Raw genomic sequence first — 17,362 nt, 5'->3', positions numbered from 1 at the left:
GACGACGATCACGGCCCGACCACGAACAGCTTGCCGAGCACGAGCAGCGTGAGCGCGATGTTCGAGCCGACCATCCACTTCACGATCGACAGCTCGCCCGCGATCGCGGTGATCCTCTGCTCGAAGCTCGCGACCTCCTCGGCCGCCTTGCGGGCCTTCTCGTCGTCAACGTTGGCCGATTTCAGCGCGTCGTAGAGGGCTCCCATCATCAACGCCATCGTGTCACCCGTGTCTTCCTGCGGCCTGCATTATACATGGTTTCGGCCGGCTTGGCCCGCCAGCCTCGCAAGCCGTTCCGCTCCGGCTCGCGATGACGGTTCCGAAACAAGAGGGCGGAATTCCGTCGGAGTCCGGTGTATGCAACACGAGCGGTCGGCTGCGGCAAGCGGGTAGGGAGAGAGCAAGCGATGGCGCGCGACGCCTATGTCAACGGGCGCTATGTGCCGCATGCCCGGGCGGCGGTGCATGTCGAGGATCGCGGCTTCCAGTTCGCCGACGGCGTCTACGAGGTGGTGTGCGTCCGCCAGGGCCGCCTGGTCGACGAGGACGGCCATCTCGACCGTCTCGGCTATTCGCTGCGCGAGCTGCGCATCGCCTGGCCGTGCGGGCGGCGGGTGCTGCGGCTGATCATGCGGGGGCTTTTGCAGCGCAACGGCGTGCGCGACGGCCTGATCTACATCCAGGTCACCCGCGGCGCCGCTCCGCGCGACTTCCGCTTCCCGGCGGCCGCCCGGCCGACCCTGGTGATGACCACCCGTCGGCTGACCCTGGCGGCGAACGCGCGGACCGGCGTCCGCGTCGTCACCATCCCCGATATCCGGTGGAAGCGCCGGGACCTCAAGACGGTCGGCCTCCTGGCCCAGGTGCTGGGCAAGCAGGAGGCGGCGGAGCGTGGCGCCTTCGAGGCCTGGCAGGTGGACGGGGACGGCTTCGTCACCGAGGGCACCTCGTCCAACGCCTGGATCCTGACCGCCGACGGGGCGCTGGTCACCCGCCCGGCCGGCCACGACATCCTCAACGGCATCACCCGCCAGTCGATCCTGAAGATCGCGGCGGCGGAAGGGCTGCGCTTCGAGGAGCGCCCGTTCAGCCTGGAGGAGGCCTATGCCGCGCGCGAAGCCTTCGTCAGCAGCGCCACCAGCTTCGTCACGCCGGTGCTGCGGATCGACGACCGGATCATCGGCGACGGCACCCCCGGCCCGCTCGGTCGGCGGCTGCTCGATGCCTATCTTGCTCACGCCTCCGGCATCGGCGCATCGTGACCATGCACCATTGCTCCCTTTTCTCCGGCCCGGTGCTTCCCATATTGTCGGACGGTGCCACATCGTGTGGCTCGGGCCCCTCGGGGCTCCAATAAGATCAAGCAGCAGGATCCAACTAATGTCAGAAAAGGCACAAAACGTTCAGGACGTGTTCCTCAACAACGTCCGGAAGAACAAGATCCCGGTGACCATCTTCCTCGTCAACGGGGTGAAGCTGCAAGGAATCATCACCTGGTTTGACAACTTCTCGGTCCTGCTCCGTCGGGATGCCCATTCGCAGCTGGTGTACAAGCATGCGATCTCGACCGTGATGCCGGCGCATCCGATTCAGCTGTTCGAACCGCAGAAGGAAGAGGCCTGATCCCTTTGGGCCAGACTTCAGGGCCAAATCCCGGTGCGGATGGCGCGTCCTCGGGGCGCGCCATCGTCATTCATCCGGTTCTTCCGGGTGCCCGCAACGACGCCGGCCGGACCGCCGAGGCCTCGCTGGAGGAGGCGGTCGGGCTGTCGCGCGCGATCTCGCTCGATATCGCCGAGGCCCGCTGCGTCCGGGTGTCGCGGCCGCAGCCCTCGACCCTGATCGGCGAGGGCGCGCTGGAGGAGCTGTCCAGCGTGGTCGCCGCCACCGAGGCCGGGCTGGTCGTGGTCGACGCCACGCTCAGCCCGGTGCAGCAGCGCAACCTCGAGCGCCGCTGGAAGGCCAAGGTGATCGACCGCACCGGCCTGATCCTCGAGATCTTCGGCGAGCGCGCCCGCACCCGCGAGGGCCAGCTGCAGGTCGAGCTGGCGCATCTCAGCTACCAGCGCTCGCGCCTGGTCCGGTCCTGGACCCATCTGGAGCGGCAGCGCGGCGGCGCCGGCTTCCTCGGAGGCCCCGGCGAAACCCAGATCGAGCTGGACCGCCGCCAGATCGACGACCGCATCATCCAGATCAAGCGCCAGCTCGACGACGTCCGCCGCACCCGGTCGCTGCACCGCGACGCCCGGGCCCGCGTGCCGTACCCGGTGGTGGCGTTGGTCGGCTACACCAACGCCGGCAAGTCGACGCTGTTCAACCGCCTGACCCGGGCCACCGTGCTGGCCAAGGACATGCTGTTCGCCACCCTCGACCCGACCATGCGGGCGATCGAGGCGGGGCAGGGGCGGCGGATCATCCTGTCCGACACCGTCGGCTTCATCTCCGACCTGCCGACCCATCTGGTCGCCGCCTTCCGGGCGACGCTGGAGGAGGTGCAGGCCGCCGACCTGATCCTGCATGTCCGCGACATCGCCCATCCCGACACCGAGGCCCAGTGCGAGGATGTGGAGGCGGTGCTGCGCGACCTGGACATCGACATCGATTCCGACGGCCGCGTGATCGAGGTGCTGAACAAGGCCGACCTGCTGCCGGAGCATGAGCGCGAGACCCTGTCGACCGCGGTGCGCCGGCGCGGCCATGACGCGGCGGTGATCTCGGCCCTGACCGGCGAGGGCTGCGACGGGCTGATGGAGCTGATCGCCCGCCGGATCAACGCCGACCGCGAGACCATGACGGTCAAGCTCGACATCGCCGACGGCCGCACTTTGGCCTGGCTGCACAGCCATGGCGAGGTGCTGGAGGCGCGCGACGACGGCGCCCATCTCTTCGTCCGCGTCCGCCTCCACCCCAACGACGCCGCGCGGCTGCACCGCCAGCTCGGCATCGCCACCCGTCACTGAGAGTTTTTCGATGCTGCGCCTGCCCGAGATCGACACGGTCGCCGCCCTGATCGCGGGGACGGCGCAGGAGCTGATCCTGCCCCGCTTCGGCCGGCTGGAGGACGGGGCGGTGATGGAGAAGGCGCCCGGCGACCTCGTCACCATCGCCGACCAGGAGAGCGAGCTCCGCCTGGCCGCGCGGCTGCCGGCGCTCCTGCCCGGCTCCCTGGTGGTCGGGGAGGAGGCCTGCGCCAAGGACCCGGCCGTGCTCGACCTGCTGGACGGCGACGACCCGGTCTGGGTCATCGATCCGGTCGACGGCACCGCCAATTTCGTCGCCGGCCGGCCGCGCTTCGGCACCATCGTCGCCCTGGTGCATCGGGGCGAGACGCTGATGGGCTGGATCCACCTGCCGGTCCAGAATCGCACCGCCTGGGCGGTCCGCGGCGAAGGCGCCTTCATCGACGGGCAGCGCCTGACGCTGTCCCCGCCCGGACCGCTGGCGACGCTGCGCGGCGGCTTCAACCTGGCCAAGCGCCCGCCCGAATACGCCACGGCGGTGCTGCGGCTGCGCGACGCCGTCGCCTCGCACATCCATGTCAACTGCGCCGGCGCCGACTACATCGACGCGGCCGAGAGCCGGATCGACATCCTGGCCTATCGCAAGCTGTTCCCCTGGGACCACGCCGCCGGCACGCTGCTGCACGCCGAGGCCGGCGGCTGGGCCGCGGTGCTGGACGGCACCCGCTATCGCCCGACTCTGCGCCGGGGCCCGATCCTGGTGGCGCCGGACGAGGCCAGCTGGCGCGCCGCCCGCGGCGCCATGGGCGAGATCGCGGCCGCGGCCTGATCAGACCAACCCGAGAAGGAAACGTCATGTCGAGCACCGTCACCGCCTCCGGGCTGGAGATCGAGGACCTCGAGGTCGGCACCGGCGCCGAGGCGACGCACGGCGTCACCGTGACCGTGCACTACACCGGCTGGCTGCAGAACGCCGACGGCAGTGCCGGCCGCAAGTTCGATTCCAGCCGCGACCGCAACGAGCCGTTCCGCTTCCCGCTCGGCGGCGGCCGGGTGATCCGCGGCTGGGACGAGGGCGTGCAGGGCATGAAGATCGGCGGCAAGCGCCGCCTGGTCATCCCGGCTGCGCTGGGCTACGGCGCCCGCGGCGCCGGCGGCGTCATCCCGCCGAACGCGACCCTGATCTTCGACGTCGAGCTGCTCGGCGTCTGATCAACCGCAGCCGGGCGTAGGTTGGGTTCGCGACGCGAACCCAACATCGCGCAGCCCGAGCCAGTGTTGGGTTCGCAACAGCGAACCCAACCTACGGACTATGCCGTCTCCGCCCGCTTCGCCGCGACCCACAGGGCCTCCATCTCGTCCAGGCTGGCCCCGGCGGGGTCGCGGCCCTCGGCCCGCAGCGCCGCCTCCAGGTGGCGGAAGCGGCGCTCGAATTTGGCGTTGGTCCGGCGCAGCGCGGAATCGGGGTCGACCTCGTAGCGCCGGGCCAGGTTGACGGCGCAGAACAAGAGGTCGCCGATCTCGTCCTCGATCCGCTCTTTCGGCGCCCGTCCGTCGATCTCCGCCCGGATCTCGGCGACCTCCTCCTCGATCTTGTCCAGGATGTCGGCCGGGTCGGTCCAGTCGAAGCCGACCCGCGCCGCCCGCCGCTGCAGCTTCAGCGCCCGGGTCAGGCTGGGCAGGCCGCCGGCGATGCCGTCCAGCACCCCGGCGGGCCGGCCCTCCGCCTCGGCCTTGGCGGCGCGCTCCTCCGCCTTCTGCCGCTCCCACTGCGCCGGCATGCCGTCGGCGTCGACCGGCGCGTCGCCGAACACATGCGGGTGGCGGCGGATCATCTTGTCGACGATGCCGGCGGCCACGCCGGCGAAGTCGAACGCGCCGCGCTCCTCCGCCATGCGCGAATGGAAAGCGACCTGGAACAAGAGGTCGCCCAGCTCGTCCTTGAGCTCGTCCATGGCGTCGCGCTCGATCGCGTCGGCCACCTCGTAGGCCTCCTCGATCGTGTAGGGCGCGATGGTGCGGAAGCTCTGCTCCACGTCCCAGGGGCAGCCGGTCTCGGGATCGCGCAGCCGCGCCATCACCTCGATCAGGCGGCGCGTGGCTTCACCAGTGTCGGGGGCGGCGTCGGGGCGGTCGGTCATCATGGGTCTCCGGGCGGGCGGTTCCCTCTGGTATCGCATCGCGCTCCGCCTTGCCAAGCGAGCGCCCGCGCATTCCTATATCCGGCCGGGGCGCTTCGCTCCGGTCCGGAGGGGAAAATCATGACGTTCCTGCGATCTCTCAGAACCGTCGCGCTCGCGACCAGCCTGGCGACGACCGTCGCGCTCGCCGCCTGCGGCCAGAAGCCCGCGCCGGCGCCGGAAGCGCCGGTCGGCCCGACCCAGCTGTTCTCGTACGAGGCGCTGACCTTCAAGCCGCTCGGCCTCGACAATAAGAAGGCCACTTATGCCGACCGCGCCGCCTTCACCGAGCAGGTGAAGGACACCGAGCTGCCGAAGATCCTGGCCCTGCTCAACATCCCGGCCGACCAGGTGCAGACCGAGGTGACGCCGGGGGGCTATCAGCTCGAGACCAATGCCTCGCTGCAATCGGCCTTCGAGACCGACCCGAAGACCGCCGACCTGTTCGGCGCCGCGGTCGGCTATACCTTCCGCCAGTGGAGCGTGCTGGTCACCGACTTCACGCCGGAAGGGCAGGGCAACACCGGCTATGCCGTGGTGACCTTCAAGGACCATGCGCCGACCGGCGAGGAGGCCCAGGCCTTCTTCCAGCATGCGGCGTCGGTGAACAAGGGGCTGGGCGGCGGCTACACCGCCTTCGGCCGCGACCTGTTCTTCCTGAACATCGCCGATTCCACCGGCAAGGCCTATAGCGGCCTCGACGACGCCGCCTTCGTGGCCGAGCTGACCAAGGCGGCGCAGAGCTTCACCGGCACGCCGGTGTCGGTTTCCCGCTCCGGCCGGGTCGATGCCCGCTTTGTCGAGAACGACTGGGACAAGTCCAAGACCGGCCAGGATTACGGCAAGATCCTCGGCCGCGACCTGACCCGGAAGCTGACCCAGCTGCGCCGCGAGCACGAGCGTGCCCTGCGCAAGTTCGGCACCGAGCACGGCTGGAAGTAGCGAAGACGGCGCCGCCCCGCTGCGGGCGGCGCCGCCTCACCCGGCGGCGGCTTCCGGGTCGGCAGGCGCGAGTATCCGAACCGCGCATCGGGCCATATCAAAAGCGGAATTCCCATCGGGCTCCGTCAGGCAAATCCTCATGGGGTTGTAGAGGCTGTCCGACAGCGCCATCGGCCGTTTCATGCGCCGCCGACGGTGCCCGGGAGCCCTTCCAGGACGTCGGTGCAGTTGGCGAAGGTGACGATCCCGTCGGCTGCGCGAGCCGGGCGCGACGATCCTGGTTTGCGAGCAGCGTTGGGAGAGAGAGATGGCAGACAGTTCCAGGCAGCAGGAAATCGGCGGCGAAAGCTCAGGCCAAGGACGATCGTCGGAAAACACGGCAGCTCTCGATCGATGGATGGCCGAGTTGCTGGGGGTTGAGATCGGCCGACTGCGGACCGCCGGCGACGCCAGGGACCATGTGGAGGCGGCCAGGGCCCAGACGAACGATCAACTCGCCACCCGCCAGGACGAACTGGACGCCGTGGACCAAGCCCGGTGGCAAGGTGCAGAAGATCAGGAAGCGCTTTTCGAAATTCTGGACGAGCTCCGGCAGACACAGGACAACCAGCTCACCGAATATTTTCGCCTCGTGGATGAAGAGCAGCTGGCATATGCGAACATAGACGGTCAGCAACAGGGAGTGGTTGCGCTGATGGACCGTCTTTCTGCGCGACAGGACGCGCTGTTCGCCCAGGAAGACGAGCTTGAGAGGTTGTACGATTCAATCGATGAACGGTGGACGCAGGTCGGCGACGTGCTGGCCTCCCTCGGGATCGCGCTGGGCGAAGCCGGCGAGACGAGGGACCTGGAAGGCCTGGCGACCCTGATCGATGGACACCGTGGCGCTCTCGACCGGACGCTCGCCGATCTGGAGCGGCGGGCGGTCGAGGCGAGAGAGCAGGAGCAAGCAGCCAAGACACGGACTGAACAGGCGACCGCAAGGCTTGAAGCCCTGCAGGAGGAGATTGAGACCCTCCGAGCCACGCCGGCAGATCCACAGGACCAAGGGCAGGCGGCGGCGATTGCGGAACGGCTCGAAGCCCTCGAGGCTGAAGGTGTCGAAGTCGATGCGGAAATGAGGGCCGGCACGGAAGAACTCGACCGGATCGGGACCCGGCTGGAAGATCTGGAAAGACAGAAAAGCAAAGTGACCGGTGACATCGGTGTTCTGAGTGGCTTTCTGAATGATGAAAACTCGACGATAAACGAACTTCGATCTATTGATGATGAATATAAATCGGCCCTGCAAAGGTCGATAAAAATAAATGACGAGATCAACGAGATCGAAAATGACATCAGAGAAAATGACGAAAATGTCAAATCAAGTTCTGAAGATATGGAAGAACTGAAAAATCAAATCACTCAGACACAATTGTCAATATCGGATGTTGAAAATAAGATTGCGGAGGAAAGAAGCAAAATAGGCGCGGTGAATCAGGAAATTGATGGGCTCGATCAACAAAAGATCGCGCTCGAAGAAAGAATCGACGAGCTTTTGGCGATTGCGAGCCGGCTGGACAGCCCGGCGCTCCTCCGCGCCATCGACCAACTGCCAGAATCGCTGCGGGACGACACGATCGGGGACGATGCGGCAGGCCCCTCGACGGCAACGACGCAGCCGCAGACCGGGCAGCAGGACGACATCGGTCCGGCCCCCACGAGCGCTCGGACGTCCCGCCCAGGCGGGGACGATGGTGTCGAGGCGTTGTCGCAGGCGTTTCAACAGCTCGTCGTCGCGAATGGGGGCGACCAGGTGGCGAGCGCCAGCATGTTGAGCGCCATCCGGGACGTCGGGAAGGTTGTTCTGCGCGACTTCGCGGTGCTGCTCACATTGGCCACCACCCGCGAAGCGGCCGCCTATGGCATCAGCGCGAGCAGCGAGAAGATGAAGCAGGATCTCGCTCCGATCCTGATCGCGCTGAATTTTCTGCCGATCGCGGTGAAGGTCGGCGGCCTGGTCTACGACACCAGCAGCAGTCGACCGGCAGACGACCGCATGGCGCCGACGGGAAAGCAGTATGCCTCGGTCGCCACCAACACCCTCTTGATGATCGGTGCGACCGCCGCCGCAGCCCGGGCCGGGGGCGGAATCGCGGCCCAGGGGCCCGCGTCGGCCAGGGCGCTGATCATAGGCCTGCGCGACATGGTGAACATGTACTTCCCGGTCACGGACAATCGTGGCGGCGGCCCGCTGCTGAACATGCCGGCGGTTTTCGCCGACAATGCGGCGTACTCGACATACTCCCAGCTGACGACCGTTCTGATCGCTCTCGGGCTGGTGCACAGCGGTGCCGGTGCCCAGGCGGCCGGCCTGGCCGGACGGGAAGCCGCCGGGGAGGTGGCCAAATATGTCGCGGCCTACACGGCCGTCGAGCTGCTGGAGACGATTTCCTATCGTGCCTTCAACCAGTACTTCGACAGGATCGCGATGGGCCTCGAGCCGCCGATGCCGGGCGACCCGAACGCGCGGCAGGGTTTGCAGGGTATTGCCCGATACCGGGCCAAGGTCGGGTTCAAGCTCAGGCACACCCTCAGCGAGATCCGTCGCCAGGGGACCGATGTCGCGCACGCACGTCAGGCCTTCACGTATATCCTTCTCATCTTCGGAAACGTCGTTTCCGAGCTGACCAGGAACCAGAGCGTGGCGGCCTCGACCCTGATCCAGGCGGGGGCTTTCTTCGCGGCGACCTTTGTCGCCTATTTTCCCTTCGTCGGGATCGGGGAATACGGTGCTCGGCAGGAGTAGCCGCTTCACTCGGCGGCCTCCGCGACCGGCACCCGCGCCGCCCGCCGGCCGAAGCGCTGGGCCAGGACGACGCCCAGCAGCACCAGGGCGCCGCCGGCCAGGTGGTACGGGTGCAGGCTCTCGCCCAGCGCCGCCACCGCGATCGCCGCGGTCATCACCGGCGACAGGTTGATGAACAGGCTGGTGCGGCTGGGGCCGAGCAGCCGGATCGCCTGCATCCACAGGAACGGCGCCAGGATCGAGGTCGGGATCCCGGCATAGAGGATCAGCCCGACCGCCGTGGCGCTGTGCGGCGCCGTCGGCGCCAGCAGCCAGCCGGGCAGCAGGAACAGCGTGGCGAAGGCGATCTGCAGGTACAAGGACGGCCAGACCGGCAACGGCATCGGCCAGCGCCGCAGCAGCACGCCGTAGCCGGAATAGGTGATGCAGGCGATCAGCATCAGCCCGTCGCCCGGCGCCAGCCCGCCGCTGAACGGCGCCAGCGGGTCGCCCTGGCCCAGCAGCAGCGTCAGGCCGACGAGCGACAGGGCGCCGCCGCCCACCATGCCCGGCGTCGGCGCCTCGGCCAGCAGCAGGCTCGACAGCGCCATGGTCAGGAGCGGCACCAGCGACACCACGAAGCCCATCTTGGTGGCGGACGTGGTCTCCGCCGCGTAATAGGCCAGCCCCTGATAGGCGGCCATGCCGAGCAGCCCCAGCACCGCCAGCTTCGCCAGATGCGGCCGGATCTCCCGCCGCAGCCGCCACACCGGCCGGATCAGGAACGGCGTCAGCAGCAGCAGCGCCAGGGCCCAGCGCTCGAAGGCGATGACGCTCGGGTGCACCGCGGTCGCCGCCAGCTTGGTGACGACGACGTTGCCGGACCAGATCGCCACGGTGACGACCGGCAGGGCGAACCAGCGCAAGGGGGTGTCGGATGCGGACATGGTGCGACCGTAGCGTCTGGCCGGTTCAAGATATATAACGATGATCGGACAGACGATCGAGAGGACAGGACATGACCCGCATCCCCGCGCTGCGCGGCGAGCCGCCCGACCCGCTGTCCTTCCGCACCGAGGACTACCCGGCCGGCATGGTGTGGCCGGAGGCGGCGCTGCCCTGGGGCAAGCTGAACTACGCCGTGCGCGGCCTGATGGTGGCGACGGTCGGCGGCGTGCGCTACCTGTCGCCGCCGCATTATGCGATCTGGACCCCGCCCGACGTGGTGCATGCCTGCCACAACCGCGACGCGGTGCGCTACGTCTCGGTCTATGTCGTGCGCGAGTTCTGCGCCGATCTGCCGGCCGAGCCCTGCACCCTGGCGCTCAGCCCGCTGATCAAGGCGATCCTGGCCGATTTCGACGCCCGGGGCGTGAAGGTGCCGAAGACCGACGCCGACCTGAGGCTGGCCCAGGTGCTGGTCGACCAGATCCGGCTGGCGCCGCGCCATTCCTCCTATCTGCCGCTGTCCGACGACCCGGCCCTGCGCATCGTGCTGGAGGCGCTGCAGCGCGAGCCGGGCGACCGCCGGTCGCTGGCGGAATGGGCGCGGGTCACGGGCACCACCGAGCGCACCCTGTCGCGCCACTGCCAGCGCGACCTCGGCATGTCCTTCGCCGAATGGCGGCAGCGGATGAAGCTGGTCGCGGCCCTGTCGCGGCTGGAGGAGGGGGCCTCGGTCGGCGCGGTGGCGCGCTGGCTCGGCTACGGCAACGCCTCGGCCTTCATCGCCATGTTCCACCGCCTGACCGGCACCACGCCCGACCAGATGCGCAAGGACGGCCTGCGCCGCGACCGGGACGCGGCGTAGGGCGGACCTCGCGTTTCGTCAGCCGGCCTCGCCGTCCAGCGCCGCCAGGATGCGATAGGCGGCGGTCACCCGCGCCGCGATCGGATAGGCCCGGTTCGCCAGGATCGCCACGCCGATGCCGCGGGCGGGAACGAAGGCGACATAGGCGCCGAAGCCGTTGGTCGAGCCGGTCTTGTTGATCAGCACGTCATCCTGCGGCGGCAGCGGCGGGTCCAGCCGGGTGACGGCGTGGGGCTTCAGGGCCATGTCGACGGAGTTGCCGGCCCGCAGCCGGTCGAGGCCGATCGGCCAGGCATACATCTCCCAGCCCAGCCCCTGGGTCATGTCGCCGACCCGGTAATAGCCGGCATGGGTCGCGGCGATGGCGCGCCGGAGCGTGTCGTCCAGCGCCCCGCCGCCCATATTGGCTTCGACGAACCGGATCATGTCGGCCGCGGTCGTCTTCACGCCGTAGGCCTCCGAATCCAGCACGCCCGGCGTCACCCGGACCGGCCGGCCGGATCTCGAGATGCCCCAGGCGTAGCGGTCCATCCGGTCGCGCGGGACCCGGATATAGGTCCGGGTCAGGCCCAGCGCCGGGAAGATGTCCTGCTCCATCAGCTCGTCGAACGGCTTGTCCAGGCTCCGGGCGGCGAGGGCGCCGAACAGGCCGATGCTGGGGTTCGAGTACAGCCGATGGGTGCCGGCGGCATAGGCCGGGCGCCAGCCCCGGTAGAAGGCGATCATCCCGTCCTGGCCGGTGACGTCGTCCGGGAACTGCAGCGGCAGGCCGCCCGCCGTGTAGGTCGCGAGATCGAGCAGGCTGATCCGGTCGAAGGCGCTGCCGGCGAGGGCCGGCAGGTGCCGGCTGGCGCTGTCGGAAAGGGAGAGGCCCCCGCGCAGCTGCGCAACGGCGCCGAGCGTCGCGGTGAAGGTCTTGCTGACCGACCCGATCTCGAACAGCGTGTCCTCGGTGACCTTCTGCCCGCTCTCCCGCGACGCGACGCCGTAGCTGAAGACATACCGCTTCCCCCGCGCGGTGACCGCCACGGCCATGCCGGGGATGTCGTGCTCCTCCATGACCGGCCCGACCGCCTCCCGGACGGCGCTCGCGATCCGATCCTGTCCGGAATCGTCGGCGGCGTGGACGGGCGTGCCGAGGAGCAGGGAAGCGGCCGCGAGGGCTCCGAGCGTCTGACGGAAGATGCGTCTCATGGCGGATACGGCGTCTTTCTGGTTTTGGCTGATGATCGGGCGTCCGGCCGGGGTCAGGCCCCGGCGACGATGCGCCCGATCTCGGCGATCACCGGGTTCTGCTGCGCCATCGACTTCGACGGCAGCTCGCAATAGGCGGTGACGATGACCGCGCCGCGCTGCGGCGTCCAGGCGACGGCGACGTCGTTGACGCTGCCCTCCTTGTTCCCGCCGGTCCCGGTCTTGTCGCCGACCAGCCAGCCCGCCGGGAAGCCGGCCCGCAGCCGGGCGTCGCCGGTCTTGTTGGTGATCAGCCAGGCCGCCAGCTGGGCGCGCGAGGACGGGGAGAGCGCGTCGCCGAACAGCAGCGTCCGCAGCGTCTCCAGCATCGCCGCCGGTGTCGTGGTGTCGCGCGGATCGCCGGGCGCGGCATAGGCGTTCAGCTCCGGCTCGATGCGGTCCAGTCGCGAGGTCCCGTCGCCGATCGACCGCAGGAAGGCGGTCAGCCCCGCCGGGCCGCCGAAGCTGGCGAGCAGGAGGTTGCCCGCCGTGTTGTCGCTGTAGGTCACCGCGGCGTCGCAGAGCTCGGCCACCGTCATGCCGGCCCCGCCGACGCGGCGTTCGGTCACCGACGACACGCCGGCCACGAGATCCTTGCGCGAGATCACGATTCGGCGGTCCAACCGCTCCTTCTTCTGGTCGATCCGGGCGAGGACGAAGGCCGCGGCCAGGGCCTTGAAGGTGCTGCACAGCAGGAAGCGCTCGTCGGCCCGATGCCCGATGCGCGCGCCGGTCGCGAGATCGAGCGCGGCGACGCCGATGCGGCCGTCATGGGCGCGCTCGAGCTCGGCGAGCCGCGCCTCGGCATCCCCGCCGGCCCGCGCCGCGGCCGGGAGGGCGGCGAGCGCGGGGACGAGCAGAGAGCTGGCAAGCGCCCAGCGGCGCGATACCGGGATCGTCAATCCTGTCTCCATGAATCGGGGGGCCGGAGGGGTCCGTCCGGAACGGCGCCCGTGTCGCAGGCCGCCGTCGACCTCCTGGATAAGCGGAAGCGATGCCCTCAGCCAAACGAGGAATACTTCGCATAGGCATGAGCCAATGTTGGCCAAACCTGGAGGCACCAGGCATGCCGATGGCGCCCGGAGCGATGCGGGCGCCTGGCGTGATCCTCGATAGCCGGCCGGCGTCAGCCGGAGGTCACGGCCCGGCTGCGGGCGACGACCTCGTCGGGGATGAGCGCGTCACTCGGCGCCGGCCGGTGCGGGGATCGCCTCCCCGTGACCTAGGCCGGTTCCGACGTCCGGCGAGAGGGCATCCGCCGGCTTCACCCGGAACCAGGCGGCGTAGAGGGCCGGCAGGAAGAGCAGGATGAGCACGGTGCCGATGGCCGTGCCGCCGATCAGCGTGTAGGCCATCGACCCCCAGAACACCGAATGGGTGAGGGGAACGAAGGCCAGCACAGCGGCGAGCGCCGTCAGGATGACGGGACGGGCGCGCTGCACGGTCGCCTCGACCACGGCGTGGTAGTCGTCGAGCCCGGCATCCCTGTTCTCCTTGATCTGCCCGATCAGGATCAGCGTGTTGCGCATCAGGATGCCGGCGAGCCCGATCAGCCCGAGGATGGCGTTGAAGCCGAAGGGCTGGTTGAAGGCGAGCAGGATCGGCACGGCGCCGACGAGGCCGAGCGGGGCGGTGAGCATCACCATGGCGGTGGCCGAGAAGGAGCGGACCTGCAGCATGATGAAGACCAGCATCAGGGCCACCATGATCGGGAACACGACGGCGAGGGCGGCGTTCGCCTTGCCCGCTTCCTCGATCGAGCCGCCCATCTCGATGCGGTAGCCCTCGGGCAGCGAGGCGATCAGGGGCTGCAGGGCCTGCATGACGCGCATCGAGACCTCAGGCGGCTGGGTGGCCTCGCCGATGTCGGAGCGGACGGAGATCGTCGGGGTCCGGTCGCGCCGCTTCATGATCGGATCTTCCATGCGCACCTCGACATGGCCGATCTGGGCGAGCGGGATCAGCTTTCCGTCGCGGCTGGTGAGCGAGAAATCGGCGAGGCGGGCGGGGTCGAGCCGCTCTCCGCCGGCGCTGCGGGCCACCACGTCGACCGTGCGGATGTTCTCGCGAACCTGCGTGACGGTGACGCCGGTGAGCAGGAACTGCAGCTGCTGCGCCGCTTCCGCCGGCGACAGGCCGATCAGGCGCAGCCGGTCCTGGTCGAGGACATAGCGCAGGGTCGGCGTGCGATTGCCCCAGTCGCGATTGGCCTGCTGCACGTCGGGAACGCCCCGCATGACGGCGAGGGCCTGTTCGGAGATCCGGCGCAGCTCGTCGGCATCCGGCCCCATGATCCGGAACTCGACCGGGAACGGCGTATAGGGCCCGAACACCAGCTGGGTGATGCGCAGATAGGCTTCGGGCGCGAGCCCCTCGGCCACGGCCGTGCGCAGCCGGCGCTTCAGCGCTTCGCGGGCCTCCGCGTCGGGTGTCAGGATGACGATCTTGGCGAAGGCGGGGTCGGGCAGTTCCGGGGACAGGGCCAGGAAGAACCGCGGTGCGCCCCGGCCGATATAGCTGGTGACGATCTTCGCCTCCGGCTGGTCCGCCAGCCAGCGCTCGACCGTCTCGACCGTCCGCTCGGTCGTCTCGATGCTCGTGCCCTCCGGCATGCGCACCTCGACCAGCACCTCGGGACGGTCGGAGGTCGGGAAGAATTGCTGCTTCACCGCGCCCATGCCGACGACCGAGAGCGCGAAGACCACGCCCACCGCGCCGCAGGTGAGGAATTTGTGGCGCACGGCGGCAGCGATGACCCGGCGCAGGCGTCGGTAGTTCGGCGTGTCGTAGATGGCGTGGTGCCCGCCTGCGACCGGCTTGATCGCGGGCAGCAGCTTCACGCCCAGATAGGGCGTGAAGGCGACCGCCACGACCCAGGAGGCGATCAGGGCGAAGCCCACGATCCAGAAGATGTTGCCGGCATATTCGCCGGCGGTCGAGCGCGCGAAGCCGACCGGCATCAGCCCGACCACCGTCACCAGCGTCCCCGACAGCATCGGCGCCGCCGTATGGCTCCAGGCATAGGCCGCGGCCGCGAGCCGGTCCATGCCCTCCTCCATCTTCACCACCATCACCTCGATGGCGATGATGGCGTCGTCGACCAGCAGCCCGAGCGCGAGGATCAGGGCGCCGAGGGTGATGCGGTCGAAGAAGCGGCCGGTCTCCAGCATGACGAGGAAGACGACCGCGAGGGTGAGGGGCACCGCGGCCGCGACGACGATGCCGACCCGCCAGCCGAGGCTGAGCAGGCTGACCAGCAGCACGACCCCGAGCGCCATGAAGAACTTCAGCATGAACTCGTCGACGGACTCCGTGATGTTCACGGCCTGGTCGGTCACCTTGGTCAGGCTGAGCCCGAGCGGCAGGGCGCCGGCGATCTTCGTCGTCTCCGCCTCCAGCGCGCGGCCGAGGTCGAGGCCGTTCCAGCCGTCCTGCATCACCGCGGACAGCATCAGCGCCGGCTCGCCCTGATGGCGGATGATGAAGGTCGCCGGGTCCTCGTATCCGCGCCGGACATCGGCGACGTCGGAGAGCTTGAGGGTGCGGCCGCCGGCGGCGATCGGCGTATCGGCGATCTTCTGGAGATCGTCATAGGCGCCGTCGAGACGGATGAAGACCTGCGGTCCCTCGGTGTCGATCGAGCCCGCCGGCGTCACCGCGTTCTGCCGCTGCAGGGCGACGAAGATGTCCTGCGCCGACACGCCGAGCGTGACCAGCTTCGCATAGGAGAACTCGACGAAGATCCGTTCCGGCCGCTCGCCGAGAATGTCGATCTTCTTGACGCCGGGCACATGGAGAAGCTGCTGGCGGATCGCCTCCGCCTGCCGGACCAGCGCGCGCATCGGCATGCCTTTGGCCTTCAGCGCGTACAGCGCGAAGCTGACGTCCGAATACTCGTCGTTGACGAAGGGGCCCATGGCCCCGGCGGGCAGGTTCCGGGCTTCGTCGCCCAGCTTCTTGCGGGCCTGGTAGAACTGCTCCTGCACCGCGGCCGGCGGGGTGCTGTCCTTCAGGGTGAGCGTCAAGAAGGCGAGCCCGGGCCGTGTGATGGTCTCGACCCGGTCGTACCATTGCAATTCCTGGAGGCGCTTCTCGAGCGGCTCGGCCACGAGGTCCTGCATCTCCTGCGCCGTCGCGCCCGGCCAGGCGGTGGTGACGGTCAGCGTCTTCACGGTGAAGGCGGGATCCTCCGCACGGCCCAGCTTGAGGAAGGCGAAGGCCCCGGCGATCGCGATCGCGATGATGAAGAACAGCGTCACCGGGCGCTCGCGGACGGCGAGCGCCGAAAGATTGAAGCTCATGGCGCATCCGCCTTTGCAATCAGAACGCGCACGGTCTCTCCGTCATGGAGGAGGTGGGCGCCCAGGGCCGCGATCCGCTCGCCGGGCTCGAGGCCCGACACGATCGCGGTCTCGCCGCCGAGCCGACGTATCGTCACCGGCCTGAAGCCGACCGTGGATGTGGCCTGGTCGACGACCCAGACACCGGTCCTGCGGCCGTCGTCCAGGACGGCGCCGATCGGAATCTCGACCGCGTCGGCGGCATCGGCATCCGCGATCCACAGCGTCACCGTCGCGCCCAGCGGCGCCGACGCCGCATCGCCGTCCAGCACGTAACGCGCCTCGTAGGTCCGGGTCTGCGGGTCGGCCGAATCCGACAATTGCCGCAGGCGAGCGGGCCAGCGCCGCCGGTCGAGGCCGTAGACGCTGGCTTCGGCCTGCGAGCCGATGGCCGGCCTGACCGCCTCCGGAAGATCGACGATGGCCTCGCGCGGCCCGGCATGGGCGAGCCTCACCACCACCTGTCCGGCCGAGACCACCTGACCGGGCTCGCCGAGCGTTTCCACGACGATGCCGTCCGCGTCGGCTTCGAGAGTCGAATACCCGGCCTCGTTCGCCGCGACCCTGGCCTCGGCTTCGGCGGCGGCGAGCTGGGCCTCGGCGGAGTCCAGCGCCGCCTTGGCCTGCTCATGGCGCTGCTTCGTCGCCCATCCCTTGGCCACGAGATCGGCATATCTCTCGTCGTCCGCGCGGGCCTGCACCGCCACCGCACGGGCGGCGGCGGCCGCGTTCTGCCTGGCCGTCAGGGCGAGGCGCAGGTCGTTCTCGTCGATGCGCATGAGCGGCTGCCCGGCGGCGACGCGCTCGCCGACATCGACCATGCGTTCGACGATCTTGCCGGGCACGCGGAAGCCGAGATTGCTCTGCACCCGCGCCGAGATCGACCCGGTGAACGCGCGCTCGACATGCCCGACCCGCTTGGCTTCGGCGATCGCGACGGCCGGCGGAGCGCTGCGCGGGTCGCCCTCCGCCGCCCGCTCTTTGGCCGACCCGGAGACCACGACGAAGCTCGCGGTGCCGATCGCCAGCAGCGGGAGAGCCACGAAGAGCAGGAGGTGCTTCTTTTTCATGAGCGGGTTTCCGATAACCGGGGCAGGCGCTCCGGGATCTGTGGCCGGGTGCATGTCCGA

15 protein-coding genes are annotated in these 17,362 nt (G+C 69.1%); 8 read left to right on the top strand and 7 right to left on the bottom strand.

Annotated features, from left to right (window positions below; translation table 11 throughout):
* Positions 1-8: 8 nt before the first annotated feature.
* Positions 9-209: a hypothetical protein gene (locus ACFW16_RS10225; RefSeq protein WP_380304438.1), complete on the bottom strand. Its 201-nt coding sequence runs from the start codon at positions 207-209 to the stop codon at positions 9-11.
* A gap of 198 nt (positions 210-407) precedes the next feature.
* Between ACFW16_RS10225 and ACFW16_RS10220 the strand changes: the two genes are divergently transcribed.
* From ACFW16_RS10220 to ACFW16_RS10200, 5 genes are all read left to right on the top strand, one after another.
* Positions 408-1,262, top strand: coding sequence for a D-amino-acid transaminase (locus ACFW16_RS10220; protein WP_380304436.1), 855 nt, complete (start codon positions 408-410; stop codon positions 1,260-1,262).
* 118 nt (positions 1,263-1,380) lie between these two features.
* Complete coding sequence (gene hfq / locus ACFW16_RS10215) at positions 1,381-1,623, top strand: RNA chaperone Hfq (protein WP_026870608.1); 243 nt, start codon at positions 1,381-1,383, stop codon at positions 1,621-1,623.
* A 5-nt stretch (positions 1,624-1,628) separates the two neighbouring features.
* Complete coding sequence (gene hflX / locus ACFW16_RS10210; RefSeq protein WP_380304434.1) at positions 1,629-2,960, top strand: GTPase HflX; 1,332 nt, start codon at positions 1,629-1,631, stop codon at positions 2,958-2,960.
* A 10-nt stretch (positions 2,961-2,970) separates the two neighbouring features.
* A complete protein-coding gene (locus ACFW16_RS10205; protein WP_380304432.1) occupies positions 2,971-3,789 on the top strand; it encodes an inositol monophosphatase family protein in 819 nt (272 codons plus the stop codon).
* 26 nt (positions 3,790-3,815) lie between these two features.
* A complete protein-coding gene (locus tag ACFW16_RS10200) occupies positions 3,816-4,172 on the top strand; it encodes an FKBP-type peptidyl-prolyl cis-trans isomerase (protein WP_380304430.1) in 357 nt (118 codons plus the stop codon).
* A gap of 98 nt (positions 4,173-4,270) precedes the next feature.
* Here ACFW16_RS10200 and mazG read toward each other — a convergent pair whose 3' ends face one another.
* On the bottom strand, positions 4,271-5,101 hold the full coding sequence (mazG, locus tag ACFW16_RS10195; protein WP_380304428.1) for a nucleoside triphosphate pyrophosphohydrolase: 831 nt from the start codon (positions 5,099-5,101) through the stop codon (positions 4,271-4,273).
* A 120-nt stretch (positions 5,102-5,221) separates the two neighbouring features.
* On the opposite strand from mazG, the gene ACFW16_RS10190 reads away from it, so the two are divergent.
* Positions 5,222-6,082, top strand: coding sequence for a hypothetical protein (locus ACFW16_RS10190; protein WP_380304426.1), 861 nt, complete (start codon positions 5,222-5,224; stop codon positions 6,080-6,082).
* 307 nt (positions 6,083-6,389) lie between these two features.
* Positions 6,390-8,870 (top strand): hypothetical protein, encoded by a 2,481-nt coding sequence (locus ACFW16_RS10185; protein WP_380304424.1) that lies wholly within the window; start codon positions 6,390-6,392, stop codon positions 8,868-8,870.
* Positions 8,871-8,875: 5 nt separating this feature from the next.
* Here the strand turns inward: ACFW16_RS10185 and ACFW16_RS10180 are convergent, their stop codons facing one another.
* Positions 8,876-9,796 (bottom strand): DMT family transporter, encoded by a 921-nt coding sequence (locus ACFW16_RS10180; protein ID WP_380304422.1) that lies wholly within the window; start codon positions 9,794-9,796, stop codon positions 8,876-8,878.
* Positions 9,797-9,867: 71 nt separating this feature from the next.
* Here ACFW16_RS10180 and ACFW16_RS10175 point away from each other — a divergent pair, with 71 nt between their 5' ends.
* Positions 9,868-10,659: an AraC family transcriptional regulator gene (locus tag ACFW16_RS10175; protein ID WP_380304420.1), complete on the top strand. Its 792-nt coding sequence runs from the start codon at positions 9,868-9,870 to the stop codon at positions 10,657-10,659.
* A gap of 18 nt (positions 10,660-10,677) precedes the next feature.
* On the opposite strand, the gene ampC is transcribed toward ACFW16_RS10175, so the two are convergent.
* The 4 genes from ampC to ACFW16_RS10155 form a co-directional block, all read right to left on the bottom strand.
* Positions 10,678-11,853, bottom strand: a complete 1,176-nt coding sequence (gene ampC, locus ACFW16_RS10170; RefSeq protein WP_380304418.1) for a class C beta-lactamase — start codon at positions 11,851-11,853, stop codon at positions 10,678-10,680.
* 53 nt (positions 11,854-11,906) lie between these two features.
* Complete coding sequence (gene bla, locus ACFW16_RS10165; protein WP_380304416.1) at positions 11,907-12,794, bottom strand: class A beta-lactamase; 888 nt, start codon at positions 12,792-12,794, stop codon at positions 11,907-11,909.
* 279 nt (positions 12,795-13,073) lie between these two features.
* Positions 13,074-16,193 carry an efflux RND transporter permease subunit gene (locus ACFW16_RS10160; RefSeq protein ID WP_380304415.1) on the bottom strand — a complete coding sequence of 1,040 codons (3,120 nt, stop codon included), beginning with the start codon at positions 16,191-16,193 and terminating at the stop codon, positions 13,074-13,076.
* Positions 16,190-17,356, bottom strand: coding sequence for an efflux RND transporter periplasmic adaptor subunit (locus tag ACFW16_RS10155; RefSeq protein ID WP_380304413.1), 1,167 nt, complete (start codon positions 17,354-17,356; stop codon positions 16,190-16,192). The genes ACFW16_RS10160 and ACFW16_RS10155 overlap by 4 nt, the downstream gene beginning before the upstream one ends.
* Positions 17,357-17,362: the final 6 nt, after the last annotated feature.

This window comes from Inquilinus sp. NPDC058860, from assembly GCF_042743185.1.
Classification (GTDB): domain Bacteria; phylum Pseudomonadota; class Alphaproteobacteria; order DSM-16000; family Inquilinaceae; genus Inquilinus.
The sequence above is the reverse complement of the archived record's forward strand: the minus strand, read 5'-3'. Positions and strand labels throughout refer to the sequence as shown.

Coding starts and splice junctions, on each gene's coding strand:
- ACFW16_RS10225 (WP_380304438.1), bottom strand. CDS start 209: ATGATGGGAGCCCTCTACGACGCGCTGAAATCGGCCAACGTTGACGAC.
- ACFW16_RS10220 (WP_380304436.1), top strand. CDS start 408: ATGGCGCGCGACGCCTATGTCAACGGGCGCTATGTGCCGCATGCCCGG.
- hfq (WP_026870608.1), top strand. CDS start 1,381: ATGTCAGAAAAGGCACAAAACGTTCAGGACGTGTTCCTCAACAACGTC.
- ACFW16_RS10205 (WP_380304432.1), top strand. CDS start 2,971: ATGCTGCGCCTGCCCGAGATCGACACGGTCGCCGCCCTGATCGCGGGG.
- ACFW16_RS10200 (WP_380304430.1), top strand. CDS start 3,816: ATGTCGAGCACCGTCACCGCCTCCGGGCTGGAGATCGAGGACCTCGAG.
- mazG (WP_380304428.1), bottom strand. CDS start 5,101: ATGACCGACCGCCCCGACGCCGCCCCCGACACTGGTGAAGCCACGCGC.
- ACFW16_RS10190 (WP_380304426.1), top strand. CDS start 5,222: ATGACGTTCCTGCGATCTCTCAGAACCGTCGCGCTCGCGACCAGCCTG.
- ACFW16_RS10185 (WP_380304424.1), top strand. CDS start 6,390: ATGGCAGACAGTTCCAGGCAGCAGGAAATCGGCGGCGAAAGCTCAGGC.
- ACFW16_RS10180 (WP_380304422.1), bottom strand. CDS start 9,796: ATGTCCGCATCCGACACCCCCTTGCGCTGGTTCGCCCTGCCGGTCGTC.
- ACFW16_RS10175 (WP_380304420.1), top strand. CDS start 9,868: ATGACCCGCATCCCCGCGCTGCGCGGCGAGCCGCCCGACCCGCTGTCC.
- ampC (WP_380304418.1), bottom strand. CDS start 11,853: ATGAGACGCATCTTCCGTCAGACGCTCGGAGCCCTCGCGGCCGCTTCC.
- ACFW16_RS10160 (WP_380304415.1), bottom strand. CDS start 16,193: ATGAGCTTCAATCTTTCGGCGCTCGCCGTCCGCGAGCGCCCGGTGACG.
- ACFW16_RS10155 (WP_380304413.1), bottom strand. CDS start 17,356: ATGCACCCGGCCACAGATCCCGGAGCGCCTGCCCCGGTTATCGGAAAC.